We start from the raw sequence: 25,059 nt of genomic DNA on the forward strand, positions 1-25,059 counted from the left end.
CCGCCCCGGTGTGCGGCCGGGCCCGGCACGGGCGAGGCTGTCCCGGGCACATCGCCTGCGAGACCAGTCGACGGACAGAGGAGAACCATGGCGCGGGCAGCGGTCACCGGCAGCAGCGGGAAGCTCGGCCGGGCGGTGGTCACCCACCTGGTCGAGCAGGGCTGGGACGTCCTCGCCCTGGACCGGGTGCCCAGCCCGCGGGCCGACGTCGAGTCCGCGGTCGTCGACCTCACCGACTCCGGCCAGGCGGTCGAGGCGCTGGCCGGCTTCGACGAGCACCGCGCGCCGATCGACGCCCTGGTGCACCTGGCCGCCGTCCCGGCGCCCGGCCTGCTGCCGAACGCGGCCACCTTCGCCAACAACGTGACCGCCTCCTACAACGTTTACAGCGCCGCGCTGCGGGCCGGCGTCCGGAAGATCGTCTGGGCCTCCAGCGAGACGGTGCTGGGCCTGCCCTTCGACGAGGCCCCGCCCTACGTCCCGGTCGACGAGGAGTACGCGCCCCGGCCGACGACCACGTACTCGCTGGTCAAGACGCTGGAGGAGGAGCTGGCCCGGCAGCTGTGCCGCTGGCACCCGGACCTGTCGATGACCGGGCTGCGGTTCAGCAACGTCATGTACCCCGAGGACTACGCCGCCTTCCCCGGCTACGACGCCGACCCGGCCGTGCGGCGTTGGAACCTGTGGGGCTACATCGACGCCCGCGACGGCGCCCAGGCGGTGCGCCGCGGGCTGGAGCACCGCGAGCCCGGGGCCGACGTGTTCATCGTGGCCAACGCCGACACGGTCTCCGCCCGGCCGAACGACGAGCTGCTGGACGCGCAGTTCCCCGGGGTCCCGCGCCGCCGGGAGGTCGGCGAGCACGAGACGCTGCTGTCGATCGACAAGGCCCGCCGGGTGCTCGGCTTCGCGCCCGAGCACTCCTGGCGGGACACCGTCGGCCAGTGATCTCCCGGCTGCTCCTGCTCGGCGCCACCGGCGACCTCGCCGGCCGCTTCCTGCTGCCCGCACTCGCCGAGTCGCTCGCGGCGGGCCGGCTGCCGGGAGACCTGCAGCTGCTGGGGGCCGCCGAGCAGGACTGGGACGACGCCCGGTTCGCCGAGCACGTCGCCACCCGGCTGCGGGAGCACGCCGGTGACCTGCCGGCGACCGCCCGGCAGGCGCTGGTGGACGCCGCCCGCTACCGCCGGGTCGACCTGGCCGAGCCGGACACCGTCGCGGCCGCGGTGACCGCCTTCACCGGGACCGGGCCGGTCGCCGGGTACCTGGCGCTGCCGCCCGTGCTGTTCCCCGCGGCCGTCCGGGCCCTGGGGGCTGCCGGGCTCCCGCCGGGCAGCCGGATCGCGGTGGAGAAGCCGTTCGGCCGGGACCTGCCCGACGCACAGGCGCTGAACGCGCTGCTGGCGGCGGCGACCGGCGACGTCGAGCAGGCGGCCTTCCGGGTCGACCACTTCCTGGGCATGCCGGCGGTGGCCGCCCTGCAGGAGCTCCGGCAGCCCGGCGGCGTCCTGGCCGGGCGGTGGAGCGCCGAGCACCTCGCCCGGGTCGACGTCGTCTGGGAGGAGACGCTGGACGTCGGCGGCCGGGCCGGCTTCTACGACCGGACCGGCGCGCTGCGCGACGTGCTGCAGAACCACCTGGTCCAGGTGCTGACCGTGCTGGCGATGGAGCCGCCCGCGACGTCCGCCGAGGCCGACCTGCACCGGGTACGGCTGGACCTGCTCCGGGCGGTGCGGGTGCCCGAGGTGGGGGCCACCCGCCGGGCGCGCTACACGGCCGGCCCGTCCACCCGGGCCTACGTCGACGAGGACGGCGTCGACCCGGCCCGGTGCACCGAGACCTTCGCCGAGCTGGAGTTCACGGTGGACACGCCCCGGTGGGCCGGCACCCGGTTCGTGCTGCGCACCGGCAAGGCCCTGGCCGCGGACCGCAAGCACGTGGCGCTGCACCTCCGGACGCCGGCGCCCGCGGAGTGCCCGCCGGGGGTCGAGCGGGTCGCCGAGGACCGGCTGCAGGTCCCGCTGGACGGCGCCCAGCAGGCCGGCGCCGGGGTGGCGGTGCACGCACCGGGCGAGCGCAGCGCCTACAGCGCGGTGCTCACCGACGTGCTGTCCGGCAGCAGCCGCACCGCGGTCAGCGCCGCGGAGGCCGAGGAGGCCTGGCGGTTCGTCGACCCGGTGCTGCGGGCCTGGGCCGCCGGCGAGCCGCCGCTGCTGGAGCACCCCGCCGGCTCCGCCGGGCCGCCCGGGGAACGCTGACCACGGCCCACCGCCGGAGCTCCGGCGCCGGTCGGTGGGGGTCCACCGAGTGGTCCACCGCCCGGTCCACCTGGTGATCCACGAGTGGCATCGCCCGTGCGGAGCGACCAGACTCGCCGTCGTGTCCGTGGCCCTTCGGCTACCGGCGGTGAGCACGGCAGGCAGCGCCGGCGCTGAGGGGCGCACCGAACGCCGACCAGGAGGAGGACCGAGCGAGTGGACATCCCCGCGATGCGGGCGAGCTTCAGCAAGGCGGCCGCCCACGGAGACCAGGTCCCGCTGTGGTTCTACTCCCACCTGTTCCTGACCCACCCGGAGACGCGGGACATGTTCCCGGTGTCCATGGCGACCCAGCGCGACCGGCTGTTCGCCGCCCTGGGTGAGGTCATGGCCCGGGTCGACGACCTCGAGGCCCTGGTGCCGATCCTGCAGCAGCTCGGGCGGGACCACCGCAAGTTCGGCGCGCTCGCCGCCCACTACCCCGCCGTCGGGGCCAGCCTGCTGGCCACCCTCGAGCACTTCGACGAGGACTGGGACGACGAAGTGGCCGCCTCCTGGACCGAGGCCTACGGCCTGATCGCCGAGGTCATGATCGGTGCGGCCGACGAGGTGGCCGAGCAGCCGGCCTGGTGGGAGGCCGAGGTGGTCGCGCACGAACGGCGCACCCTGGACGTCGCCGTCGTGCACGTGCGCCCGCGGACGCCACTGGAGTACCTGCCCGGACAGGCGATCTCGCTGGAGATCGACCAGCGCCCGCGGCTGTGGCGGTGGTACTCCCCCGCCAACGCCCCCCGGTCCGACGGCGTGCTGGAGCTGCACGTCAAGGCCCGGGACGGCGGCCCGGTCAGCTCCGCGCTGGTCCGGCTGACCCAGGTGGGCGACGTGATGCGGCTCGGGCCCCCGGTCGGGCACCTCAGCCTGGACACCGAGTCCGACCGCGACCTGCTGCTGGTCGCCGGCGGCACCGGGCTGGCGCCGCTGAAGGCGGTCGTCGACCAGGTCGCCCGGCACGGACCGGCCCGGCGGGTCGACCTCTTCGTCGGTGCGCGGACCGAGGACGCGTTCTACGACCGGGCCGACCTGCGCCGCCTGGAGCAGGAGCACCCGTGGCTGACGGTGACGCCGGCGGTCTCCCAGGAGAAGGGGTCGCCCTCCGAGCACGGGGACATCGGCGACGTCGTCCTCCGGCACGGCCCCTGGAACAGCCGGGACGTGTACATCGCCGGCAACCCGGCCATGATCGAGGACACCGTGACCCGCCTCATCCACTCGGGGGTGCCCATGGCGCGCATCCGCACCGAGGTGTTCGCCCCCAGCCGACCGAGCCCGACTCTCGACGGGAAGGTGACCGAATGACCACCAGCCACAACGGGTCCGGCTACGAGGCGGGGCCGCCCACGGCCGATGACCTCCGCGCCGTCCACTTCACCCCGGCGAGCATGCTGCACCCCGGCTACACCAATCGCGAGGTCGACGCCTTCGTGACCCGGGCGGCCGACGGGCTCGCCCAGCTCACCGACGAGAACGGCCGGCTCGCGCGGGAGAACGTCCAGCTCGCCGAGGAGAACGCCCAGCTGCGCGCGCACCTGCAGTCGCTGCAGGAGCAGGTGGACGCCGCGGCGTCCCGGCCCTCCCCCAGCGACCAGGCCGTCGGCATCCTGGCCACCGCGCAGCTGACCGCCGACGACTACGTGGCCGAGGCGGAGGACTTCAGCCGGCAGATGACCAGCGAGGCGCGCGCCCAGTACGAGGAGCAGCTCACCGCGGCGCGGGAGAAGGCCGGCGCGATCATCGAGGCAGCGCAGGAGGCCGCTGCGGCGATGCGCGGCAACGGCGTCCCGATGGGTGGCGCGCGCCAGCCGGAGTCCGAGGAGCTGCAGGAGCAGGTCGCCTACCTCAAGGCCTTCAGCCAGGCCTGCCGGGTGCAGCTGCGCTCCTACCTGGAGGCGCTGCTCAGCGACGTGGAGACGGAGTGGGGACGGGCGCACCCGGGCGCGCTGCCCACGCCGCCGCGCGGGACCCGGCCCCAGCAGCTCGAGCGCGGCCGGCCGGACGTGGCCTTCGCCGCCAACGCGACCGGCGAACCCGGCGACACCCCCGAACCCGCCGGGGCCGTCCCGGCGTCCCGCTCCTCCGCCTGAGCCGAGCGGCGCCCCGCGGCCTGGCTCGGCCGCGGGGCGCCGATCACGCCAGAGCTCCGGTCAGACGAGGCCGTGCGCGTGGACGGCCCCGGCGACCTGCAGGAAGCCGGCCACGTTCGCGCCGAGCACCAGGTCGCCGGGGGCGCCGTACTCCTCGGACGTCTCATGGCAGCGGGCGTGGATGGCCCGCATGATCTCCTCCAGCCGCTGCTCGCTGTGCTCGAAGGTCCAGCGGTCCCGGGAGGCGTTCTGCTGCATCTCCAGCGCCGAGGTGGCCACCCCGCCGGCGTTGGCCGCCTTCCCCGGGGCGAACGCCACCTCGCCGCCGCGGAGCTCTCGCACGGCGTCCGGCGTGGTCGGCATGTTGGCGCCCTCGACCACGTAGCGGCACCCGTTGCCGATCAGCGCGCGGGCTGCGTCGGCGTCCAGCTCGTTCTGCGTGGCGCTGGGGATGGCGACATCGCACGGGACGTCCCAGATGCTGCCGCCCTCGACGAAGCGGGCTGAGGCCACCCGGTCGGCGTAGCCGCTGATCCGGGCCCGCTCGACCTCCTTGACCTGCTTGAGCACCTCGAGGTCGATGCCCTTCTCGTCGACCACGTAGCCGGCCGAGTCCGAGCAGGCCACCACCGTGCCGCCGAGCTGGTGCACCTTCTCGATCGCGTAGACCGCCACGTTGCCCGAGCCGGAGACGGTCACCCGCTTGCCGTCGAAGGAGTCACCGCGCACCTCCATCATCGCCGCGGCGAAGAAGGCCGCGCCGTAGCCGGTCGCCTCGGTGCGCACCTGCGCGCCGCCCCAGCCCAGCCCCTTGCCGGTGAGCACGCCGGACTCGTACCGGTTGGTGATCCGCTTGTACTGGCCGAACAGGAAGCCGATCTCCCGCCCGCCGACCCCGATGTCCCCGGCCGGGACGTCGGTGTACTCGCCCAGGTGCCGGTAGAGCTCGGTCATGAACGACTGGCAGAACCGCATCACCTCGGCGTCCGACCGGCCCTTGGGGTCGAAGTCCGAGCCGCCCTTGCCGCCGCCGATCGGCATGCCGGTGAGCGCGTTCTTGAAGATCTGCTCGAAGCCCAGGAACTTCACGATGCCCAGGTTCACCGACGGGTGGAACCGCAACCCGCCCTTGTAGGGCCCCAGCGCCGAGTTGAACTCCACCCGGAAGCCACGGTTGATCCACACCTCGCCCCGGTCGTCCTGCCACGGCACCCGGAAGATGACCTGCCGCTCCGGCTCGCAGATCCGCTCGATCGTCTTCATCTCGGCGTACTCGCGGTGCCGGGCCAGGACGGGGACCAGCGAGTCCAGCACCTCCCGGACCGCCTGGTGGAACTCGGTCTCCCCGGGGTTCCGCTGCAGGACGTCCTGGTAGATCTGCTCGACGACCGCCGACACGTCGGTGTCCATGACCTGCTCCTGTCCTCGATGTGGCGTGCACCACACCACTGCCCCAGGTCTGCCCGCTCAACCCGCGCCCTCCGGCAGCGGGCGGGGACACGCCCGCTCCGTCAGGCCCCGCGGGCCAGCCGCAGCTGCTCGGCCAGGGCGGAGGCGAGCGCGGTGGTGTCCATGGCCGCGGTGACGATCGTGGCCCCCTGCGCCGCGTGGGACGCCGCCCCGGCCCCGTCGAAGGCGTGCACGCCGACGGGCACGCCCGCGGCCCGGGCCCGCGTGATGACCGAGGAGAGGACCTCCTGCAGCTGCGCCGGGTCGCCGGCCAGCCCGAGGGACGAGGCCAGGTCGACCGGGCCGACGTAGACCCCGTCGAGGCCGTCGACGGCCAGCACTGCGTCGAGCTCGGCCAGCGCCTGCGCGGTCTCCAGCACGACCAGCACCAGCGGTTCGTCCACCCCGCCGGACAGCCGCCCGGCGGACCGGTTGCCCCGCGGCGCGTAGCAGCAGGCGGCGACGACCTCCCGCACGTGGTCGGCACCGAGCACGTTCGGGACCAGGACGCCGTGGGCACCGAGGTCCAGCGGCCGGCCGACGTCGGCGAACTGCGCGCTCCGGGTGCGGACCAGCGGCACCGAGCCGGCCGCCGTCACCGCCGCGGTCACCCCCGGCAGCTCCGCCTCGGCGAGCGCGCCGTGCTGCAGGTCCAGCACGACGAAGTCGGCGCCGGCGCGGGCCAGCAGCTCCGCGGTCATCGCGCCAGGCAGCTGGCTCCAGAGCCCGTGGCAGGCCTCCCCCGCCGCCCATCGCTCGCGGAGGGTGCGGCCTCCGCCCGGCTCCACGTTCACGCGTCCCGCCCCGTGTCCCGCTCCTCGACCAGCACGCCCCCAGTGTGCCGCCCGACCTGTTGCGCGCGGCGGCGGTGCGGGTGCCAAGATCCCTGGATCGCGGCTGCCGTCGTCGGGACTCCCCGCCGTGCGGCCGGCGCCCGGACAGCCTTCCCGGCGTGGCCCCGGCCACCCGGCCTCCCGAGAGCGAGCAGTGATGACCAGGACCCCACGCACCGGGACCGATGCCGACTCCAGCTCACCGGGTCGGTCGAGCGGCCTGTCCTCGCTGATGCGGCCGGTCAACGCCGTCGTCGAGCGGTACATCCCCAGCGCGCTCGTGTTCGCCGTGGTGCTGACGTTCGTCGTGGCCGCACTCGCGCTGCTGCTCACCGACGCCGGCCCCATCGACGTCCTGGACGGCTGGGGCGACGGGTTGTCGGGGCTGCTGGCCTTCATGACCCAGATGGCCCTGATCCTGCTGCTCGGGCACACCCTGGCCAACACCGCGCCGGTGCGGCGGCTGCTCACCCGGCTGGCCGCCGTGCCCAGGACGGCGCTGCAGGCCTACCTCTACGTCTTCGTGATCGCGGCGCTGGCCTCGCTGATCACCTGGGGCCTGGGCCTGGTCGTCGGCGCGCTGCTGGCCCGGGAACTGGCCGTCCAGGGGCGGGAGCGCGGCCAGCGCCTGCACTTCCCGCTGCTGGTGGCCGCCGGGTACTCCGGCTACGTCATCTGGCACATGGGCTACTCCGGCTCGGGCCCGCTCACCGCCGCGACCGAGGACTCCTTCCTCGCCGAGACCCTCGGCGGCACCATCCCGATCAGCGAGACCATCTTCACCTGGTGGAACATCACCGCGGCCGTGGTCACGATCCTGGTCGTCGGCCTCGCGCTGGCCGCGGTCGCACCCCGTGGTGGTGACCGGGTGATCGAGCTGCCGGCCGACGTGCGCGACACCGAGGGGGTGGCGCTGGACGACGAGGTGGTCACCCCGGCCGACCGGGTCGACGGCAGCCGGCTGGTCACCACCCTGGTCGGCCTGGCGCTGGTCGCCTACCTGGTGCACCACTACGTCGACGGCGGCACCGCCACCCTGGACATCGTCAACTGGACGTTCCTGGCGCTGATCTTCCTGCTCGTCCGCAACCCGTTCGAGCTGATCGCGCTGGTGAAGAACGCGGCCGCCAACGTCGGGGAGATCCTGCTCCAGTTCCCGCTGTACGCCGGGATCATGGGGATCATGTCGACGACCGGCCTGATCGCCGTGTTCTCCGACGCCGTCGTCGACATCGCCTCCCCGGCGACGTTCGGCCTGCTCGCCTTCCTGTCCGCCGGCGTCGTCAACTTCTTCGTCCCCTCCGGCGGCGGTCAGTTCGCCGTCCAGGGGCCGGTCATGATCGACGCCGCGCAGAGCCTGGGTGTCGACCCGGCTGTCGCGATCATGGCGATCGCCTACGGCGACCAGTGGACGAACATGATCCAGCCGTTCTGGGCGCTCCCGGTGCTGGCCATCGCCGGGCTCAAGATGCGCGACATCCTCGGGTACACGACGGTCACGCTGATCGCCTCGGGCCTGGTGTTCGGCACGGTGACGCTGCTGCTCGGGGTGCTGGCCTAGGGCACGCCGGCGACGGCCGGCCGGTCAGCTCCAGGGCGACCGGCCGCGCCGTTCCCGGTTGGCGGCGTCCAGCCGGGTGAGGGTCCGCACCCCGCGGACGACGTCGCCGGCCAGCTGCACCACGGCGTCGACCACCCCGTCGAGCCAGGTGTCGGTGCGCGGCCGGGCCGGCGGGGACTCCGGCCGGGAGCTCCGCCCCAGGGCTCGGAACAACAGCACGCAGAGGGCCAGGAACAGGAACAGCTCCACCGGGCTCCCCCGTCCAGCAGGTCGGCGCCCCGGGTGGGGTGCCGTGCCTCCACGATGACCCCGCCGGTGCCGGGGTGCCAGCGGCAGGAACGCCACCGACCGCAGGAGGGCTGCCAGTCCGTCAGGCCCGGGCGCAGGCCAGCGGCGGCGGCTCCTCGAACACCAGCAGCGTGCGCGAGCTCAGCACGCCGGGCATGCCCTGGATCTCGTCGAGCACCAGCCGCCGCAGGTCGGCGTTGTCCCGGGCGCGGACGAGCAGGATGACGTCGAACTCGCCACCGACCAGGCCGATGTGCGCGATCCCCGGCAGAGCGCGCAGCCGCTCCCGGACGTGCCGCCAGTCGGCCTGGCGGGTGTTGAGCGTGACGTATGCCGAGGTGCCCAGCCCGGCCGCGACCGGGTCGATGTCGACGCAGAACCCCCGGATCACCCCGGAGGCCCGCAGCCGCTCGACGCGGGCGTAGGCGTTGGCCCGGGAGATGTGCAGCTTCTCGGCCAGGGCCCGCATGGGCATCCGGCCGTCGGCGGTCAGCTCGTCCAGGATGCGGCGGTCGATGTCGTCCAGGGCACTGGCCACGTGTCTTCTCCTCCGGGTGTTTCGCGGTCGGGCGCTGGACATCTGGCTCGATCCGGGGCGGTTCGACGCGACGTCCTCTCGCATCTGGCCAGCCCCTGGCGCGCAGATGACGCCTCATCCACGATCCCACCATGACACGTGACCTGGATCTCCTCCTGCCGTCACCTCACCCGGTCGAGCTGATCGACCCCACCGGCCAGACCGTGGCCGAGGCCGCGCACGAGCTGCCGGACGACGCCACCCTGCTGCGCGCCTTCGCCGGGTTGACCACCGCCCGTCGGATCAACGACCAGGCCGGCGCGCTCGCCCGCCAGGGCCGGCTCGCCGTCTACCCCTCCTCGCACGGGCAGGAGGCGTGCCAGGTGGCCGCCGCCCAGGTCCTCACCGACGACGACTGGCTCTTCCCCACCTACCGGGACACCGCCGCCGTGGTGATCCGGGGCGTCGACGTGGCCGAGGCGTTCCTGCCGCTGCAGGGTGCCTGGCACTCCGGCTACGACCCCCACCGGTACAAGGTCGCGCCCCAGGCGACCCCGCTGGCCACCCAGCTGCTGCACGCGGTCGGCGTCGCGCACGCCGCCCGGCTGCGCGGCGAGCCGACCGTCGCGCTCGCGCTGTGCGGTGACGGCGCGACCAGCGAGGGCGACTTCCACGAGGCGCTGAACTTCGCCGCCGTCTTCCGGGCGCCGGTGGTGTTCCTGGTGCAGAACAACCAGTACGCGATCTCGGTGCCGCTGGCCCGCCAGTCGGTCGCCCCCTCACTGGCGCACAAGGGCATCGGCTACGGGGTGCCCGGCGAGCGGGTGGACGGCAACGACGTCGCGGCCCTGCTCACCGTGCTCGGCACCGCCATGGCGCGGGCCCGGGCCGGGGAGGGCCCGCAGCTCGTCGAGGCGCACACCTACCGGATGCAGCCGCACACCAACGCCGACGACTCCCGGCGCTACCGGCAGGACGACGAGGTGGCCGGCTGGGTGCAGCGCGACCCGGTGGCCCGGCTGGAGACCTGGCTGCGCCAGCACGACCTGCTCGACGACGCCCAGCTGGCCGCCGTCACCGCCGACGCCGACCAGCTCGCCGCCCGGATGCGCACGGAGCTGGCCCAGGACTCGACGCCCGAGCCGGCCGAGCTGTTCGCGCACGTCTACGCCACCCCGACACCGCAGCTGGTCGAGCAGGCCGCCGTCGTGGCCGACGAGCTGAGCCGAGAGGACGAGCACTGATGACCAGCACTGCGACGACGGGGACCGTCGGGCACGAGAAGCTCACCATGGCGCAGGCGCTGAACCGCGCCCTGCGGGAGTCGATGGCCGAGGACGACTCGGTGGTCGTCTTCGGCGAGGACGTCGGCGCCCTGGGCGGGGTCTTCCGGATCACCGACGGGCTCACCGCCGAGTTCGGCGACACCCGCTGCTTCGACACGCCGCTGGCCGAGTCCGGCATCGTCGGCATGGCCGTCGGGATGGCGATGAACGGCATGCGGCCGGTGGTGGAGATGCAGTTCGACGCCTTCGCCTATCCGGCGTTCGAGCAGATCACCAGCCACGTGGCCAAGATGCGCAACCGCACCCGCAGCAAGGTCTCGCTGCCGATGGTCATCCGCATCCCCTACGCCGGCGGGATCGGCGGGGTCGAGCACCACTGCGACTCCTCCGAGGCCTACTACGCGCACACCCCCGGCCTGCACGTCGTCACCCCGGCCAACGCCGCGGACGCCCACCGGCTGCTCCGCGCGGCCATCGCCTCGCCGGACCCGGTGGTGTTCATGGAGCCCAAGAAGCTCTACTGGACCAAGGAGGAGGTCGACCTCGGCGCCGAGCTGCCCGGCATCGGGCGGGCGATGGTCCGCCGCGAGGGCACCGACGCCACGCTGATCGCCTACGGCCCCTCCGTCCCGGTCGCCCTGGAGGCCGCGGAGGTCGCCGCGCAGGAGGGACGCAGCCTGCAGGTCGTCGACCTCCGCTCGATCGTGCCGTTCGACGACGAGACGGTCTGCGCCGCGGTCCGCTCCACCGGGCGCGCCGTGGTGGTCGCCGAGGCCCCCGGCTTCGCCAGCGTCGCCTCCGAGATCGTCGCGCGGGTCACCGAGCGCTGCTTCCACTCCCTGGCTGCACCGGTCCGCCGGGCCGTCGGCTTCGACATCCCCTTCCCCTCGCCCAAGCTCGAACACGTCCAGCTGCCCGGGGTCGACCGGGTGCTCGACGCCGTCGACGACCTGCAGTGGGACCTGTCGTGAGCGCGGAGACCTTCCTGCTGCCCGACCTGGGCGAGGGCCTCACCGACGTCGAGGTGGTCCGCTGGCTGGTGGCCGAGGGCGACGTCGTGGCCGTCGACCAGATCGTGGTGGAGGTCGAGACGGCGAAGTCGGTCGTCGACGTCCCCACCCCGTTCGCCGGGCGGGTGGCCACGCTGCACGCCGCCGAGGGCGAGACCGTGCTGACCGGCAAACCGCTGATCACGGTGACCGCCGCGGAGTCGGCGCCCGAGCCGGCCGCCGCGCCGGTCCAGCCCGACGCCGCCGACTCCCCCGAGGCGGAGGCCTACCGGGAGGAGGAGCAGGCCGGCTCCGGCAACGTGCTGATCGGCTACGGCACGCAGGCCAGCACCGGCTCGGGACGGCGGCGCCGTCCCCGTCCCTCCGGGCAGCCGGACCCCGCACCGGCCACCGCCGCTCCCGAGCCGGCTCCCGATCCGGCGCCGGCTCCCGATCCCTCACCGGCTCCGGCCGGCGCTGCCGACGAGGAGCCCGGTGCCCCTCGCGGGGTGCCGAAGGTCGTCTCCCCGCTGGTCCGCCGGCTGGCGCGGGAGAAGGGCGTGGACCTGCACGGGCTGGCCGCGGCGAACGGCGGTGGGGTGATCACCCGGGCCCACGTGGAGCTGGCCTCCACCGCACCGGCCGCCGACACCGCACCGGCCGCCGCCGAGGCCGCGCCCCCGGCGCCGTCCGCCACCCCGGTGGACGGCGAGCGCCGGATCCCGCTGAACGGGTTCCGCCGGGCGGTGTCGGCCGCGCTGTCCCGCAGCCGGGCGGAGATCCCCGAGGCGACCGTCTGGGTCGACGTGGACGCCACGCCGCTGGTGGAGCTGCGGGAGAGCGCGCGCACCGTGAGCGACCCCGGGCCAGGGCTGCTGGCCTACCTGGCCCGCTTCGTCGTCGCCGGCCTGCGCCAGTACCCGGTGCTCAACTCCCGGCTGGACACCGAGCGCCAGGAGATCGTCGAGCACGACCGGGTCAACCTGGGGCTGGCGGTGCAGAGCGACCGCGGGCTCGTCGTCCCGGCGGTGCTGGGCGCGGAGACGATGACCACCGAGCAGCTCGACCGGGAGATCCGGGCGCTCACCGCCCGGGCGCGCGAGGGCCGCGCCAGCGCCGAGGAGCTCAGCGCCGGCACCTTCACGCTGAACAACTACGGCGGGTTCCGGGTCGACGGCAGCGCGGCGATCATCAACCACCCGCAGGTGGCGATCCTCGGCTTCGGCCGCATCCTCGACCGGCCGTGGGTGGTGGACGGCGAGATCGTGGTCCGGAAGATCACCCAGATGTCGTTCGTCTTCGACCACCGGGTGTGCGACGGCGGGACGGCGTCGGGGTTCATCCGGGCGGTGGCCGACGCGATCGAGGACCCGGCGTCGGCCATCCCCCGGCTGTGACCGGCCGGCCGCTGCCCGCCCGCCCGGCGGGGACCCCCGTGGTCCCCGCCGGCCCCGCTGCCTGAGGAGACCCATGCCCGACGTACCTGCGCTCGACATCCCCGTGGGGGCGACCGCGACGCTGGAGCTCGTCGTCACCCCCGAGCTCACCGTGCACTTCGACGAACTGGGCCCGGTGCACCCGGTCTACGCGACGTACAGCATGGCCAAGCACTTCGAGGAGGCCGGCCGCAAGCTGCTGCTGCAGTACCTCGCGCCGGGCTCGGCGGGGATCGGCCGGTCGGTGGCGGTCGAGCACCTGGGGCCCAGCTGGGTCGGGGACACCGTCACGGTGGTGGCCCGCTGCACGGAGGTCTCGGGCAACCGGCTGACCTGCGCGTGCACGGCCACCGACGCCGAGGGCCGGGAGCTCGGCCGCGGGACGACGGTGCAGGTGGTCCTTCCCGAGGAGCTGCTGGAGGCACGGATCGGCCCGGCCGCGCGGGCACGACGGGACGGAGCGGCCCAGCCCCGCTGAGCTGCCCCCGGGCGCGGGCTCAGCGGCGGCGCAACACCGAGCGGTCGAGCTGCGCCACGTCGGTGACCCCGAGCAGCTGCAGCGCCCGGCGCAGCTCGGCGGCGAACAGGTCGACCGCCCGCTCGACCCCGGCCTGACCACCGACGGCCAGCCCGTACAGCTGCGGCCGGCCCAGCAGCACCGCACGGGCGCCCAGGGCGAGGGCCTTGGCGACGTCGGTGCCCCGCCGGAAACCGGAGTCGACCAGCACCTCGAGCTCGTCGCCGACGGCGTCCACGACCTCCGTCAGCGCGGTCACCGTCGCCCCGACGTGGTCCAGCTGGCGGCCGCCGTGGTTGGAGACCACGACGGCGTCCACCCCGGCCGCCGCTGCCCGCCGGGCGTCGGCCGCGGTCAGCACGCCCTTCACCACGAACGGCCCGCCCCACGCCTCGACCATCCACGCGATGTCGTCCCAGGTGACGGTCGGGTCGAACTGCCGGCCCACGAACTCCATCACCGCCTGCGGCCCACCGGCCACGTGCCGCACGTTGGCGAAGGTGACCGCCTCGGAGCGGAGCAGGCCCCACCACCAGTGCGGCCGCCGGGCGCCGTCGGCCAGCGTGCGCAGCCCGAGCTCCGGCGGGATGGTCAGGCCGTTGCGCAGGTCCCGCTCCCGGGCCCCGGGCACCGGGGTGTCCACGGTCAGCACCAGGGCCCGGTAGCCGGCCTCCCGGGCCCGGTTGATCAGCTCCTTGCACAACCCCCGGTCGCGCCAGACGTAGAGCTGGAACCACTGCGGCGGGCTGCCCGCGGCGGCGATGTCCTCCAGCGACGTCGTGCCCAGGGTGGCCGCGGTGTACGGGATGCCGCAGGCCGCAGCCGCCCGGGCCACGGCCAGCTCGCCGTCCGGGTGGACCATCCGGGTGAACCCGGTGGGCCCCAGCACCAGCGGCAGCGCCGTGCGGGCACCGAGCACCTCGGTGCCGAGCTCGACCTCCCCGACGTCGCAGAGCACCGAAGGCACCAGCTCCAGCTCGTCGAAGGCGCTGCGGTTGCGGCGCATCGAGACCTCGTCCTCGGCGGCGCCGTCGACGTAGTCGAAGACCGCGCGCGGCAGCCGCCGGCGGGCCGTGGCCCGCAGGTCCGCGACCGTGTGGCAGCGGGCCAGCCGGCGCCGGTCGCCGTCCAGCTCCGGCCGCTGCACCCGCAGCAGCGCGACCATCTCCGCCGGCGTCACGTCCGCTCGGTGGCCCGGGTCGCACCGCTTCCCGACCCGGGGACCACCGGGGTCCCACCGGGAGCCTCGGCAGCAGGGGCGACATCGGCGTCGGCGTCGGCCGCGAAGCCACCGCCGAGGAAGCCGCCGGAGACCCGCGGGTCGGTCGACAGCGCCGCGGGGTCGCCCTCGAGCACCACCCGCCCGCGGTCCATCACCGAGACCCGGTCGGCGACGGCGAAGGCGGCCCGGGCGTTCTGCTCCACGACGACCAGGGTCAGCCCGTCGTCGCGGAGCTGGCCGAGGGCGGAGAAGATCTCCCCCACCAGCCGCGGCGCCAGCCCGACGCTGGGCTCGTCCAGCACCAGGACCCGGGGCTGGGCCATCAGCCCCCGGGCGATCGCCAGCATCTGCTGCTCACCGCCGGACAGCGTCCCGGCCGCCTGCTCCAGCCGCGGCTCCAGCCGCGGGAACAGCGCCATCGCCCGGTCGCGGGCCTCCGTCCGGGCCGACGCCGGCCCCCGCCGCCGGGTGTAGCCACCCAGCACCAGGTTGTCGGCCACGCTCAGCGACGGGAACACCAGCCGGTTCTCCGGCACGTGCGCCAGCCCGGTGCGGGCCAGCTTCTCCGGCCCGTACCCGGTGACGTCGGTGCCGGTCACGTGCACCGTGCCGGCGGTGACCGGCAGCAGCCCGGACAGCGCCCGCAGCAGGGTCGTCTTGCCCGCACCGTTCGCGCCGATGACGGCGACCAGCTCGCCGTCCCCCGCGCTCAGGTCGATGCCGTGCAGCACCGCCAGCCGGCCGTAGCCGGCGTGCAGTCCACGGACCTCCAGGCTCATGGCCGTCCCTCCCCGGACCCGGCACGCACCGGTCTGCCCACGCTCGACCGGCTCACGGTGCGCCCGCCTCGGCGACCGCGGCCGCGGCACCGTCCTCCGGCTCGACGCCCAGGTAGGCCGCGATCACCGCCGGGTCGTGCCGCACCTCGTCGGGCGTGCCCAGCGCGATGCGGACGCCGTCCTCCAGCACGGCGACCCGGTCGGCGAGGGCGAGCACCGCCTCGACGTCGTGCTCGACCAGCACGATCGCCATGCCGCCGGCGCGGAGCCGACGCAGCAACCGGGCCAGCTCGCGCCGCTCCGTGCCGGACAGGCCGGCCATCGGCTCGTCGAGCAGCAGCAGGTCGGGGTCCAGGGCCAGTGCCCGGGCGATCTCGACCAGCCGCTGCCGGCCGAAGGGCAGGTCGGCGGCGAGCCGGTCGGCGTCCTCCCCCAGGCCGAGCAGCTCCAGCAGCTCGCGCGCCGACTCCTCGACGGCGCGCTCCTCCCGCCGGGCCGGCAGCACCAGCGCGGCCCCGAGCATCCCGGAACGGCTGCGCAGGTGGCGGCCGACCATCACGTTCCCCAGCACGGTGGCCGAGGTGAAGATCTGCAGGTTCTGGAACGTGCGGGTCGCCCCGGCCCGGGCGAACACGTGCGGCTTGCGCCCCTCGACCCGGGTGCCGGCCATGGTGACCTCGCCAGCGGTCGGGGTGACCGCACCGCTGATCATGTTGAACGCGGTGGTCTTGCCGGCACCGTTGGGCCCGATCAGCGCCACGATCTCCCCCGCCGAGACGGTGAGGTCGAAGTCGTCGACGGCGGTGACGCCACCGAAGCGCTTGGTCAGCCCGCGCACCTCCAGCAGCGGCGTGCCCGGGGCCGGCCGGCCCTCGCGCGCGAGCAGCGGCACGTCGTCGGCCACCTGCTCCAGGTGGATCTCCTCCTCGTCGCCGCCGGGCTCGGGCTCGCTGCCGGCCATCCGTCGGCGCGCCCCGGTCCACAGCTGGTGCAGACCACCGGGCAGGAAGATCATGATCGTGGTGAGCAGGATGCCGAACCCGATCAGCTGCACCTCGCCGACCGCGCCGGGCAGCAGCTCCGGGATCAGCCGGCGCAGCCCGTCGTCCAGCCCCTCCACGGCGAAGGCCCCGACGACCGCGCCGTAGACGCTGCCCACGCCGCCGAGCACCGCCATCAGCAGGAACTTCACCGACAGCGGGAAGTTGGCCGCGTTCGGGTTGATCACCCCGAGCCAGTGGGCGAACGCCGTCCCGGCGACGCTGGCGTAGGCGGCGGAGAGCACGAAGACCTGCACCCGCAGCCGGAAGGTGTCCACGCCGAGGGACTCCGCGGCCACCTCCGAGTCGTTGACCGCGCCCAGCGCGCGCCCGATGCGGCTCTCCACGATGTTGCGGGCCAGCCACAGGCCCAGCAGCACGACCGGGACCAGCAGCAGGTAGTACTCGGTCGGCGAGTTGTAGGTGCGGCCGTTCATCTCCGGCTTGGTGATGCCGTAGATGCCCGACGTGGCGCCCAGGAAGTCGGACTCGGTGGCCAGCACGGTGACGATGACGCCGAAACCGAGGGTGGCCAGGGCGAGGTAGTGGCCGCGCAGCCGCAGCAGCGGGAGCCCGACCAGCAGCGCCGCCAGCATCGTCACCCCGACCGCGAGGACCGACGCCGGCAGCCCGCTCCACTCGTACCGGGTGACCAGCACCGCCTGGGTGTAGGCCCCGATCGCGAAGAAGCCGGCCTGCCCCAGGCTGACCTGGCCGGCCAGGCCCATCAGCAGCGACAGCCCGAGCGCGGCGAGGGCGTAGATGAGCGCGTACACCCCGACGTTGATGACGCTGGAGGAGGCGACCAGGGGCAGCGCCAGCATCAGCAGCGCCACGACGGCGATGCCGATGACGTCGCCGCGGCGGCTGCGGCGGCTGCGGGCCCCGATCCGGGGCAGTCGACGGACCGGTCGACCGACCATGGGTCAGACCCTCGCTTCCGCAGAACGCCCGAAGATCCCGGCGGGCCGGGCGACGAGCACGATGATCAGGAGCAGGAACGCCACCGCGTCCCGCAGGCCGGTGCTGATGTAACCGGCGGTGAGCGTCTCCAGCACGCCCAGCAGGAGCCCGCCGAGCACGGCACCGCGCACCGAGATCAGCCCGCCCAGGGTGGCCGCGACGAAGCCCTTGAGCCCGAGCGTGAGCCCGGACTCCCAGGAGGTGAAGAAGATCGGGCTGGCGAGCACCCCGGCGATCGCGCCCACGGTCCCGGCGATCAGGAAGCTGATCAGCGAGGCCTTGGTCAGCGAGATGCCGACCAGCCGGGCGGCCACCGGCTGCTCCGCGCAGGCGCGCAGCGACTTGCCGGCCAGGGTGCGCTCGTAGAACCAGTAGACGGCCAGCGAGACGATCCCGGCGATCAGCAGGATCCACAGCTCCTGGTACCGGATGCTCACGCCGGCGACGGAGAAGCCGCCCGGGGTCAGCGGGGTCAGCCCCTCCGCGTTCGGGCCGTAGACCAGCAGCATCAGGGCCTTGAGCCCGGTCGAGACGCCCAGCGTGAGGATCAACGACACCAGGGTCGTCATCCGCTTGACCGGGAAGATGACCAGCCGCTCCATGATCACGGCCACCAGGGCGACCGACAGCACGGCGAGCACCACCGCGGCGAGCAGCGGGAGCCCGCTGCTCACCGCGGAGATGGCCACCAACCCGGCCAGGGCGGCGAACTCGCCCTGGGCCAGGTTGATGACCCCGCTGACGGTGAAGATCGCCACGAAGCCGATGGCGACGAGTGCGTAGACCGCACCCTGGCTGAGCCCGGCGAACAACAGCTGCAGCAGGTCGGTCACCGACCCACCTCGCACCCGTCCGCCGGCGGGACCGGGGGCACGGACCCCCTGCAGGACCTGGCGACGACGCTCACGGCGGGCGTCAGTCGCCCTGGTCCGGGACCAGCTGCCACTGACCGTTCTCCACGGTGACCAGCGCGAGGGCCTCCTTCGACAACCCCGCGTGGTCCTCCGGGGTCATCGTGAAGACCCCGCTGATGCCGGTGAAGTCGGTGACGCTCTCCAGGTGGTCCCGGATCGCCTGGGGGTCGGTGCCCTCCTCGCTCAGGGCGTCGACGGCCAGCTGCCAGGCGTCGTAGGCGTGCCCGGAAAACGTGGACGGACCGGCCCCGAACTCAGCGGTGTAGTCGTCGATGAAGGTGGTGATGATCTCCTTCTGCGGGTCGTCGTCGGGCAGCTGCTCGGCCACGACGAGCCGGCCCAGCGGCGCGACCATGCCCTCGGCGGCGTCCCCGGCGGTGTCCAGGAAGACCTGGTTGCCGATGCCGTGGCTCTGCATCACCGGCGTCTCGATGCCCAGCTGGTCGTAGGCCCGCTGCGCCAGACCGGCGGCCGGGGGGATCCCCCAGATCACGTTGACGTCGGCACCGGCGTTGCGCAGGTTCACCATCTGCGCGGTGAAGTCGGTGGCGTCCGGGGCGAACTTCTCCGTCGCGACGACCGAGATGCCCTGTTCCGCGCCGATCTCGTCGAACATCTCGGCGACGCCCTCACCGAAGCCCGAGGCGTCGCGGGCCAGGCCGATGGTGCTCCAGCCCTGCTCGGCCATGTAGTCGATCATGCGCTCGATCACGACCCGGTCGTTCTGGGCGGTCTTGAAGACCCACTCCGAGCCCTCGACGATCGCCTGGTTCGCGGCCAGCGAGATCATCGGCGTCTCGGTGGACTCCGCGATCGGCCGCATCGCCAGGCTCGGACCGGTGCGGCTGGCGCCCAGGACGATGTCGACCTCGTCCTCGTTCACCAGCTTGTTCATCGCCTTGGCGGCGCCGTCCTCGGTCGACTGGTTGTCCTCGATGATCAGCTCGACCTCGCGGCCGTCGATGCCGCCCTCCTCCTCCAACTGCCCGGCGAGCAGCTCGAGGGCCTGGCGCTCGGGCACCCCGAGGGACGCCCCGGCGCCGGTGATGTCGAGGACCGCACCGATCTTGATCGGGCCCGTCTCGTCGGCGCTGCCCCCGCCGCCGCCGCCCCCACCGCCGTCGTCGGACTCGGCGCAGGCCGCCAGGCTGAGGGTCATCGCCGCCAGCAGTGCGGCGGTGCGCGTCGTCGCGGTCCTTCGTCCCATGAGGTCTCCTTTGACCGCAGCTCGATGATCGAGCGCTTCGTTCGAAGTCCGCCACAGGCTAGCCACCATGTGGTCCCGATCACAAGGACCGTGGCGCCGGCACCCGCGCCCCCAGACGAGGACCGCGGACCCCGGGAGAGGACCAAGGACACCAGGAGAGGACCAAGGACACCAGGAGAGGACCAAGGACACCGGCACCGATCGACCCGGCTCTGGACGATGGGCGGGACGGCCGCCCCGCGGGCCCGTCTCAGCACAGACCCCGAGGAGGCCCCGGTGGACACCCTGGACGACGAACGCGACGCACTGGCACTGGACGAGGCCGAGTGCCTGCGCCTGCTGGACACCGCCGCCATCGGCAGGATCGCCTTCACCGAGGGTGCGCTGCCCGCCGTCCAGCCGGTCACCTTCGTCCGGGACGGCCGGGAGATCTACGTCCCCACCCACCGGGGCAGCGCGGTCGCCGCGGCCAGCCGGGGCGCCGTGGTCGCCTTCGAGGTCGACCAGGTCGACGTCGACACCCGCACCGGGTGGAACGTCACCGTCGTCGGCCCGTCCCGGCTGATCACCGACCCGGCCGAGGTCTGCCGTCTCGACGGCCTCGGGATCGGCCCGTGGGTCCCCTCGGGTGCGCACTGCTACGTCGGGGTGCAGGTCCGGCTGGTGCGCGGCCGGCGGATCGGACCCCGCCCGGCGACGACGGCGGGCGCACCGGGCCTGTCCTCGGCCGGGGCAGGGCTGCCAAGCTGAGTGCGATGAGCCAGGACGGAACGACACCGCGGTCCCCGGACGCACCGCACGGCACCGACGACACCTCCCCGCTGGCGGCGATGCGGCTGACCGAGCTGCTCGAGGAGGTGCAGGACCGGCTCTCCACGGTGGCCCGCACCCAGGCCCGGGTGCAGGACCTCCTGGACGCCTTTCTCAGCGTCTCCGCCGGCCTGGACCTGGACACCACCCTCCGCCAGATCGTCGAGGCCGCGGCCCGGCTGGTCGACGCCGAGTACGGCGCGCTCGGCGTGCTGCGCCCGGAGGGCGGCCTGGGCCAGTTCATCACCGTCGGCATCGACGAGGAGACGCGCGCCCGGATGGGCCACCTGCCCGAGGGGAAGGGCGTGCTGGGCCAGCTGATCACCGACCCGCACCCGCTGCGCATCGCCGACCTCGGCGACCACCCGTCCTCGGTCGGCCTCCCACCCGGGCACCCCCCGATGCGCACCTTCCTCGGCGTGCCCGTGCTGGTCCGCGGCACGGTGTTCGGCAACCTCTACATGACCGAGAAACACGGCGGCGGCCACTTCACCCACGAGGACCAGGCGGTGCTGGTGGCCCTGGCGGGAGCCGCCGGCATCGCGGTCGACAACGCCCGGCTCTACGCGGAGGGTGAGGTCCGCCGGCGCTGGCTGACCGCGGTCGCCGACATCCGCTCCACGCTGCTGAGCGGGCTGCCGCCGGAGCAGGCGCTGCAGCTGGTCGTCGACCGGGTCGCCGACCTGACCGCAGCCGACGGCGCCTGGCTGGTGTCCGGCCCCGACCCGGTGAGCGGCAGCTACGAGGTGCAGGCGCAGTCCGGCGCGGAGCTCCCCGACGTCATCGGCCACCGCCTGCTCCTCGCGGAGGCGCCCACCCGCCAGCCGGCCGCCGGCCCACGCGCCCTCACCCCCGTGGACCTGTCCGGCTTCCCGCTCGGTGGTCCCGATGCTGCCCCCTGGGGCCCCGGGATCGGCGTGCCGTTGCCGAGCACGGACGCCCAGGCCGCGGTGGTGATCGCCGCCCGCCGCGGCGGCCGCCCCGGCTTCGACCCCACCATCGGGCCGTTGATCGGCGAGTTCGCCGACCAGGTGGCGCTCGCGCTCGACATGGCGGCCCGTCAGCAGGTCGCCCGGCGGCTGGACGTGTACGAGGACCGGGACCGGATCGCCCGCGACCTGCACGACCACGTCATCCAGCGGCTGTTCGCCGCCGGCCTCAGCCTGCAGGCCGCGGCCACCCGGGTCTCCGACGACGTCGTCGGGCAGCGGCTGCACCAGGTGGTCGACCAGCTCGACGAGACCGTCCGCGACATCCGCACCACGATCTTCGACCTGCACACGACCGATGGCACCGAGCACGCCGAGAGCCTGCGCCGGCAGGTCCTCGACATCGTGACCGAGACCGCCGGCGACCACCTGCAGTCGACCGTGCGGATGTCCGGGGCGGTCGACAGCCTGGTGACCGGCGACCTGGCCGTCGACGTGGTCGCGGTGGTCCGCGAGGGGGTCAGCAACGCCGCCCGGCACGCCGGCGCCCGGCACGTGACGGTCACCCTGGACGTCGCCGACGCCGTCGTCGTCGAGGTCCGGGACGACGGCCGCGGCATCGACCCGACCGTGGCCTGCAGCGGTCTGCGCAACCTCGCCGAGCGGGCGCGGCGGCGGGGCGGGGAGTCCGTCGTCCAGCCGCTGCCCGAGGGCGGCACGCTGGTGCGCTGGCACGCCCCGCTGCCGGTGCGCGGCTCCGGCTGACGGCGGCCGGGGTCAGCCCCGGGACGAGGCGGGGCCCGAGCCCCGGAGCTCGGTCGCCAGGATCGCGGCCTGGGTCCGCCGCTCCAGCCCCAGCTTGGCGAGCAGGTGCGAGACGTAGTTCTTCACCGTCTTCTCGGCCAGGAACATCCGCTCCCCGATCTGCCGGTTGGTCAGCCCCTCCCCGATCAGCTCGAGCACCGTCCGCTCCTGGTCGCTGAGCTTGGCCAGCGGGCCGCTGGGCTCGGCCGCCCGGCGCATCCGCTGCATGACCGCGGCCGCCGCGGCCGGGTCCAGCAGCGACCCGCCACCGGCCACCGTGCGCACCGCGCTCACCAGGTCCTGCCCCAGGATCTGCTTGAGCAGGTAGCCCGAGGCCCCGGCCATGATCGCCTCGAACAGCGCCTCGTCGTCGCTGTAGCTGGTGAGCATCACCGCCTTGAGGTCGGGCATCCGGGACCGCAGCTCCCGGCAGACCGAGACGCCGTCACCGTCGGGCAGCCGCACGTCCAGGACGGCGACGTCCGGACGCAGCGCCGGCACCCGGGCCAGCGCCTCCGCGGCGTTCTTCGCCTCGCCCACCACGGTGATGCCCGGGTCGGTCTCCAGCACGTCGGCGACACCGCGCCGGACGATCTCGTGGTCGTCGAGCAGGAACACCCGGATGGGGCCGGACGCAGCGTCCGTGGTCACGCGGTACCTCGTGCTCTCCGCCGGGCCGTGGCGACGCGGCTGGGTCGTCGTTGCCGGCGCGCTCGACGCACGCCTCCGGCAGCGAATCTAGGCGGTGCCGGATGACGACTCCATGACGCACGTGACCACGTCGTCCGCGGTGGGTAGGCGGCGGACGCGTGGCGGCAACCGGCCGCCCGGACGACCGGGAGGACTCGACATGACCGCAGCAGCACAGATGCTGGAGACGTACCCGCAGGACCTCGGGGGCATCGACCGGGAGAAGCTCATCGCCTGCATCGAGGCGTGCCTGGAGTGTGCGCAGGCGTGCACCGCGTGCGCGGACGCCTGCCTGGCCGAGGACATGGTGGCCGACCTGCGGACGTGCATCCGGACCAACCTGGACTGCGCCGACGTCTGCGAGGCCACCGGGCGGGTGCTGTCCCGGCACACCGGGTACGACGCCAACCTCACCCGGGCCGTCCTGGAGGCCTGCGCGGCCGCCTGCAAGGCGTGCGGGGACGAGTGCGGCGGCCACGCCGAGATGCACGAGCACTGCCGGGTCTGCGCCGAGTCCTGCCGCCGCTGCGAGCAGGCCTGCCGCGACCTGATCAGCTCGCTGGGCTGACCGGCCGGGCACGCGGCCGGCCGGGGACGGTCAGGAGCGGGCGATCCACTCGTGCCCGCAGGCGCGACACAGCATGGTCGCCCACCAACTGTGGTCCTCGGTCGGCTGCGTGGCGTCCACCAGGTCGCGGGAGGTGCAGCCGGGACACCGCAGCAGGGCGGCGAGCGCGCCGCCCAGCCGTCCCCCGCTCCGCCGCCCACCGTCGGTGGTGGTCGTGTCCGCCGGTGCGATCGAGAGGGTCATCGCCGGCTCACGCGTCGGCCAGCGGCGCGCCCGCCGCGACCAGCTGGACGTCGGTGGAGGTCGGGGGCGCGACCTCCCGGACGGTCGCCGTCCGGGCGTGGCCACGCTGTTCCCGGTGCGCGTACAGCTCGTGCCGGCTGGGCAGCGGGTGGCCACCCCGGCAGCACAACGTGCCGACCTCCCCCACCAGGACCGGGCGCGGGCGGCCGGGCACCTCGAACCGGCCGGCGCGCTCGATGAGCCGGGTGTCGCACTCCGGGCAGTGGAGGTTGTGCAGGGAGAGGATCCAGACGGAGACCATGCGCACACCCTGAGTGACTGGTTGCACCCGCGGTAGGTCGGCGCCAGCGTGTCCGGGGAACCGTCACAGGATCGCAAACCGGCCCGGCCGGACCCCGGCGGTCGAGCCGCCCGGACCGCGGCGGTCAGGCCGCCTGGTCTCCGGTCGCGCCGACCTCGGCGCCGGCGACCCCCTCGAAGGCCGACCAGTTCCCGATCTTGCTGCGCGGGACGACGCTGAAGGAGCCGTCGGTCTCCAGCACCACGGCGGCGACGTCGGACAGGTCGCCGGAGCCGGTGGCCCGGACGGCCTGCCGGATCTCGTCGAGCGTCACCCGCTGCTCCTGCATGGGCCCCGGCAGCGGCCGGCCCTCGCGGAACAGCAGCGTCGGTCGCGCCGTCAGGACGTTGCGCACCCCGCCCCAACGGGCCGAGGCCCAGGCGACCAGCCACTGCAGCGCGGCCAGCAGGGCCAGTGCGGTGAGGCCCTCGGTCCAGGAGACGTCGGAGCTCAGCAGGATCGTGGCCAGGACCGAGCCGAGCGCGACGGTGACGACCAGGTCGTAGGCGTTCAGCTTCGCCAGCGTCCGCTTGCCGGAGAAGCGCAGCACCACGACCAGGGTGACGTAGGCCGCCGCCCCCACCGCCAGGATCCGGCCCAGATCCGCCCACGAGTCCCACCACATGCCGCTCTCCCCGTCCTGTTCGCCCGCCCGGCCCGCTCCCCTCCTGCCATGGGGTTCGCAGGGACGCAGCAGTTGCGCCCGGCTGATCCCGCCCCCCGTAGCCAGCCCGCCCCGGCCGGAAACACACCGGCCGGTGCCGGTCGGCGGCGGCGCTGGGGTCGACGGCGGCGATGTGACAGGTACGTGACGGTCCGCCCGCAGACCTGTCGGCCGCGCCGGTCGGGTGCCAGTCTCAGGTCCCGGCGAACCGGGTCCGGAGCAACCGCCACCCGTGTCGCCGGCCATCCGCCCCAGCGACCCGTCACAGACCAGCCCGATGCCGACACCCCGGAGGACGACGTGACCGCTCAGCGCTCACCGCACCCGCTCCCCGGCCCCTCGCTCACCGAGGTGGTCGACGGCCACACCGGCCGGGTCCGGGTCAGCGGGCACCTCACCCCCCAGGGCGCCGACCTGCTCCGGGGCACCGTCGAGGGGCTCCGCCGGCTCGGGCACTCGACCGTGGTCCTGGACCTGGCCGACGTGCAGGCCGCCGACGCCGTCGGTCTGCACGTCCTCTCCGACCTGCGCACCACGATGCGGGCCTCCGGTGACGAGCTGCTCCTCCGGAACGCACCGCGCGAGACCGCCGTCGGCTGACGCCCGGGACG

General features: G+C 74.3%; 26 protein-coding genes. 13 read left to right on the forward strand and 13 right to left on the reverse strand.

The window, feature by feature from the left end; all coding sequences use genetic code 11:
• Positions 1-87 precede the first annotated feature (87 nt).
• From O2W53_RS12080 to O2W53_RS12095, 4 genes are all read left to right on the forward strand, one after another.
• Positions 88-948, forward strand: a complete 861-nt coding sequence (locus tag O2W53_RS12080; RefSeq protein WP_269163282.1) for an NAD-dependent epimerase/dehydratase family protein — start codon at positions 88-90, stop codon at positions 946-948.
• Positions 945-2,258 (forward strand): glucose-6-phosphate dehydrogenase, encoded by a 1,314-nt coding sequence (locus tag O2W53_RS12085; RefSeq protein WP_269163283.1) that lies wholly within the window; start codon positions 945-947, stop codon positions 2,256-2,258. The genes O2W53_RS12080 and O2W53_RS12085 overlap by 4 nt, the downstream gene beginning before the upstream one ends.
• 216 nt (positions 2,259-2,474) lie before the next feature.
• Positions 2,475-3,614, forward strand: coding sequence for a globin domain-containing protein (locus O2W53_RS12090; RefSeq protein WP_269163284.1), 1,140 nt, complete (start codon positions 2,475-2,477; stop codon positions 3,612-3,614).
• Complete coding sequence (locus tag O2W53_RS12095; RefSeq protein ID WP_269163285.1) at positions 3,611-4,399, forward strand: DivIVA domain-containing protein; 789 nt, start codon at positions 3,611-3,613, stop codon at positions 4,397-4,399. Before O2W53_RS12090 ends, O2W53_RS12095 begins: the two co-directional genes overlap by 4 nt.
• Positions 4,400-4,459: 60 nt before the next feature.
• Here the strand turns inward: O2W53_RS12095 and gdhA are convergent, their stop codons facing one another.
• Positions 4,460-5,809 carry an NADP-specific glutamate dehydrogenase gene (gene gdhA / locus O2W53_RS12100; RefSeq protein ID WP_269163286.1) on the reverse strand — a complete coding sequence of 450 codons (1,350 nt, stop codon included), beginning with the start codon at positions 5,807-5,809 and terminating at the stop codon, positions 4,460-4,462.
• Positions 5,810-5,910: 101 nt separating this feature from the next.
• Entirely contained in the window at positions 5,911-6,642 is a 732-nt protein-coding gene (locus O2W53_RS12105; RefSeq protein ID WP_331253799.1) for an HpcH/HpaI aldolase family protein, read from the reverse strand.
• A 196-nt stretch (positions 6,643-6,838) separates the two neighbouring features.
• On the opposite strand from O2W53_RS12105, the gene O2W53_RS12110 reads away from it, so the two are divergent.
• Positions 6,839-8,242, forward strand: coding sequence for a short-chain fatty acid transporter (locus tag O2W53_RS12110; protein WP_269163287.1), 1,404 nt, complete (start codon positions 6,839-6,841; stop codon positions 8,240-8,242).
• A 24-nt stretch (positions 8,243-8,266) separates the two neighbouring features.
• On the opposite strand, the gene O2W53_RS12115 is transcribed toward O2W53_RS12110, so the two are convergent.
• Entirely contained in the window at positions 8,267-8,491 is a 225-nt protein-coding gene (locus O2W53_RS12115) for a hypothetical protein (RefSeq protein WP_269163288.1), read from the reverse strand.
• Positions 8,492-8,612: 121 nt separating this feature from the next.
• A complete protein-coding gene (locus O2W53_RS12120; RefSeq protein WP_269163289.1) occupies positions 8,613-9,068 on the reverse strand; it encodes an Lrp/AsnC family transcriptional regulator in 456 nt (151 codons plus the stop codon).
• A 131-nt stretch (positions 9,069-9,199) separates the two neighbouring features.
• Between O2W53_RS12120 and pdhA the strand changes: the two genes are divergently transcribed.
• The 4 genes from pdhA to O2W53_RS12140 all read left to right on the forward strand — a co-directional run bounded on the left by pdhA (position 9,200) and on the right by O2W53_RS12140 (position 13,236).
• Complete coding sequence (gene pdhA / locus O2W53_RS12125; RefSeq protein WP_269163290.1) at positions 9,200-10,291, forward strand: pyruvate dehydrogenase (acetyl-transferring) E1 component subunit alpha; 1,092 nt, start codon at positions 9,200-9,202, stop codon at positions 10,289-10,291.
• A complete protein-coding gene (locus O2W53_RS12130) occupies positions 10,291-11,304 on the forward strand; it encodes an alpha-ketoacid dehydrogenase subunit beta (RefSeq protein WP_052090947.1) in 1,014 nt (337 codons plus the stop codon). The genes pdhA and O2W53_RS12130 overlap by 1 nt, the downstream gene beginning before the upstream one ends.
• Positions 11,301-12,719, forward strand: a complete 1,419-nt coding sequence (locus O2W53_RS12135; RefSeq protein ID WP_269163291.1) for a dihydrolipoamide acetyltransferase family protein — start codon at positions 11,301-11,303, stop codon at positions 12,717-12,719. The genes O2W53_RS12130 and O2W53_RS12135 overlap by 4 nt, the downstream gene beginning before the upstream one ends.
• A 73-nt stretch (positions 12,720-12,792) precedes the next feature.
• Entirely contained in the window at positions 12,793-13,236 is a 444-nt protein-coding gene (locus O2W53_RS12140) for a thioesterase family protein (protein ID WP_269163292.1), read from the forward strand.
• 19 nt (positions 13,237-13,255) lie between these two features.
• Here O2W53_RS12140 and O2W53_RS12145 read toward each other — a convergent pair whose 3' ends face one another.
• The 5 genes from O2W53_RS12145 to O2W53_RS12165 form a co-directional block, all read right to left on the reverse strand.
• On the reverse strand, positions 13,256-14,455 hold the full coding sequence (locus O2W53_RS12145) for an alpha-hydroxy acid oxidase (RefSeq protein ID WP_269163293.1): 1,200 nt from the start codon (positions 14,453-14,455) through the stop codon (positions 13,256-13,258).
• Positions 14,452-15,276, reverse strand: a complete 825-nt coding sequence (locus O2W53_RS12150; protein WP_269163294.1) for an ABC transporter ATP-binding protein — start codon at positions 15,274-15,276, stop codon at positions 14,452-14,454. The genes O2W53_RS12145 and O2W53_RS12150 overlap by 4 nt, the downstream gene beginning before the upstream one ends.
• A gap of 52 nt (positions 15,277-15,328) precedes the next feature.
• Entirely contained in the window at positions 15,329-17,239 is a 1,911-nt protein-coding gene (locus O2W53_RS12155) for a branched-chain amino acid ABC transporter ATP-binding protein/permease (RefSeq protein WP_269163295.1), read from the reverse strand.
• 3 nt (positions 17,240-17,242) lie between these two features.
• Positions 17,243-18,112, reverse strand: coding sequence for a branched-chain amino acid ABC transporter permease (locus O2W53_RS12160; protein ID WP_269163296.1), 870 nt, complete (start codon positions 18,110-18,112; stop codon positions 17,243-17,245).
• 82 nt (positions 18,113-18,194) lie between these two features.
• Positions 18,195-19,400, reverse strand: coding sequence for an ABC transporter substrate-binding protein (locus O2W53_RS12165; RefSeq protein ID WP_269163297.1), 1,206 nt, complete (start codon positions 19,398-19,400; stop codon positions 18,195-18,197).
• 276 nt (positions 19,401-19,676) lie between these two features.
• Here O2W53_RS12165 and O2W53_RS12170 point away from each other — a divergent pair, with 276 nt between their 5' ends.
• Together O2W53_RS12170 and O2W53_RS12175 are read left to right on the forward strand one after the other, a co-directional pair.
• The gene (locus tag O2W53_RS12170; RefSeq protein WP_269163298.1) at positions 19,677-20,150 is read left to right on the forward strand and encodes a pyridoxamine 5'-phosphate oxidase family protein; all 474 of its coding nucleotides are present in this window, start codon (positions 19,677-19,679) and stop codon (positions 20,148-20,150) included.
• 5 nt (positions 20,151-20,155) lie between these two features.
• Positions 20,156-21,904, forward strand: a complete 1,749-nt coding sequence (locus O2W53_RS12175) for a sensor histidine kinase (RefSeq protein ID WP_269163299.1) — start codon at positions 20,156-20,158, stop codon at positions 21,902-21,904.
• 12 nt (positions 21,905-21,916) lie between these two features.
• Here the strand turns inward: O2W53_RS12175 and O2W53_RS12180 are convergent, their stop codons facing one another.
• The gene (locus O2W53_RS12180) at positions 21,917-22,594 is read right to left on the reverse strand and encodes a response regulator (RefSeq protein ID WP_269163300.1); all 678 of its coding nucleotides are present in this window, start codon (positions 22,592-22,594) and stop codon (positions 21,917-21,919) included.
• Between the two features lie 199 nt (positions 22,595-22,793).
• Here O2W53_RS12180 and O2W53_RS12185 point away from each other — a divergent pair, with 199 nt between their 5' ends.
• Positions 22,794-23,201, forward strand: coding sequence for a four-helix bundle copper-binding protein (locus tag O2W53_RS12185; protein ID WP_269163301.1), 408 nt, complete (start codon positions 22,794-22,796; stop codon positions 23,199-23,201).
• Between the two features lie 30 nt (positions 23,202-23,231).
• Here the strand turns inward: O2W53_RS12185 and O2W53_RS12190 are convergent, their stop codons facing one another.
• The 3 genes from O2W53_RS12190 to O2W53_RS12200 all read right to left on the reverse strand — a co-directional run bounded on the left by O2W53_RS12190 (position 23,232) and on the right by O2W53_RS12200 (position 24,409).
• Positions 23,232-23,444, reverse strand: coding sequence for a hypothetical protein (locus tag O2W53_RS12190; RefSeq protein WP_269163302.1), 213 nt, complete (start codon positions 23,442-23,444; stop codon positions 23,232-23,234).
• A 7-nt stretch (positions 23,445-23,451) separates the two neighbouring features.
• The gene (locus O2W53_RS12195) at positions 23,452-23,745 is read right to left on the reverse strand and encodes a hypothetical protein (RefSeq protein ID WP_269163303.1); all 294 of its coding nucleotides are present in this window, start codon (positions 23,743-23,745) and stop codon (positions 23,452-23,454) included.
• Between the two features lie 124 nt (positions 23,746-23,869).
• On the reverse strand, positions 23,870-24,409 hold the full coding sequence (locus tag O2W53_RS12200; protein ID WP_269163304.1) for a DUF421 domain-containing protein: 540 nt from the start codon (positions 24,407-24,409) through the stop codon (positions 23,870-23,872).
• A gap of 339 nt (positions 24,410-24,748) precedes the next feature.
• Here O2W53_RS12200 and O2W53_RS12205 point away from each other — a divergent pair, with 339 nt between their 5' ends.
• Complete coding sequence (locus tag O2W53_RS12205) at positions 24,749-25,048, forward strand: STAS domain-containing protein (protein ID WP_269163306.1); 300 nt, start codon at positions 24,749-24,751, stop codon at positions 25,046-25,048.
• Positions 25,049-25,059 lie beyond the last annotated feature (11 nt).

Origin of the sequence: Modestobacter sp. VKM Ac-2978, from assembly GCF_026968025.1 — a bacterium.
In the GTDB taxonomy this organism is placed as follows: domain Bacteria; phylum Actinomycetota; class Actinomycetes; order Mycobacteriales; family Geodermatophilaceae; genus Modestobacter.

Coding starts and splice junctions, on each gene's coding strand:
- O2W53_RS12200 (WP_269163304.1), bottom strand. CDS start 24,409: ATGTGGTGGGACTCGTGGGCGGATCTGGGCCGGATCCTGGCGGTGGGG.
- O2W53_RS12095 (WP_269163285.1), top strand. CDS start 3,611: ATGACCACCAGCCACAACGGGTCCGGCTACGAGGCGGGGCCGCCCACG.
- O2W53_RS12190 (WP_269163302.1), bottom strand. CDS start 23,444: ATGACCCTCTCGATCGCACCGGCGGACACGACCACCACCGACGGTGGG.
- O2W53_RS12130 (WP_052090947.1), top strand. CDS start 10,291: ATGACCAGCACTGCGACGACGGGGACCGTCGGGCACGAGAAGCTCACC.
- pdhA (WP_269163290.1), top strand. CDS start 9,200: ATGACACGTGACCTGGATCTCCTCCTGCCGTCACCTCACCCGGTCGAG.
- O2W53_RS12195 (WP_269163303.1), bottom strand. CDS start 23,745: ATGGTCTCCGTCTGGATCCTCTCCCTGCACAACCTCCACTGCCCGGAG.
- O2W53_RS12150 (WP_269163294.1), bottom strand. CDS start 15,276: ATGAGCCTGGAGGTCCGTGGACTGCACGCCGGCTACGGCCGGCTGGCG.
- gdhA (WP_269163286.1), bottom strand. CDS start 5,809: ATGGACACCGACGTGTCGGCGGTCGTCGAGCAGATCTACCAGGACGTC.
- O2W53_RS12155 (WP_269163295.1), bottom strand. CDS start 17,239: ATGGTCGGTCGACCGGTCCGTCGACTGCCCCGGATCGGGGCCCGCAGC.
- O2W53_RS12165 (WP_269163297.1), bottom strand. CDS start 19,400: ATGGGACGAAGGACCGCGACGACGCGCACCGCCGCACTGCTGGCGGCG.
- O2W53_RS12140 (WP_269163292.1), top strand. CDS start 12,793: ATGCCCGACGTACCTGCGCTCGACATCCCCGTGGGGGCGACCGCGACG.
- O2W53_RS12110 (WP_269163287.1), top strand. CDS start 6,839: ATGACCAGGACCCCACGCACCGGGACCGATGCCGACTCCAGCTCACCG.
- O2W53_RS12080 (WP_269163282.1), top strand. CDS start 88: ATGGCGCGGGCAGCGGTCACCGGCAGCAGCGGGAAGCTCGGCCGGGCG.
- O2W53_RS12185 (WP_269163301.1), top strand. CDS start 22,794: ATGACCGCAGCAGCACAGATGCTGGAGACGTACCCGCAGGACCTCGGG.
- O2W53_RS12175 (WP_269163299.1), top strand. CDS start 20,156: ATGAGCCAGGACGGAACGACACCGCGGTCCCCGGACGCACCGCACGGC.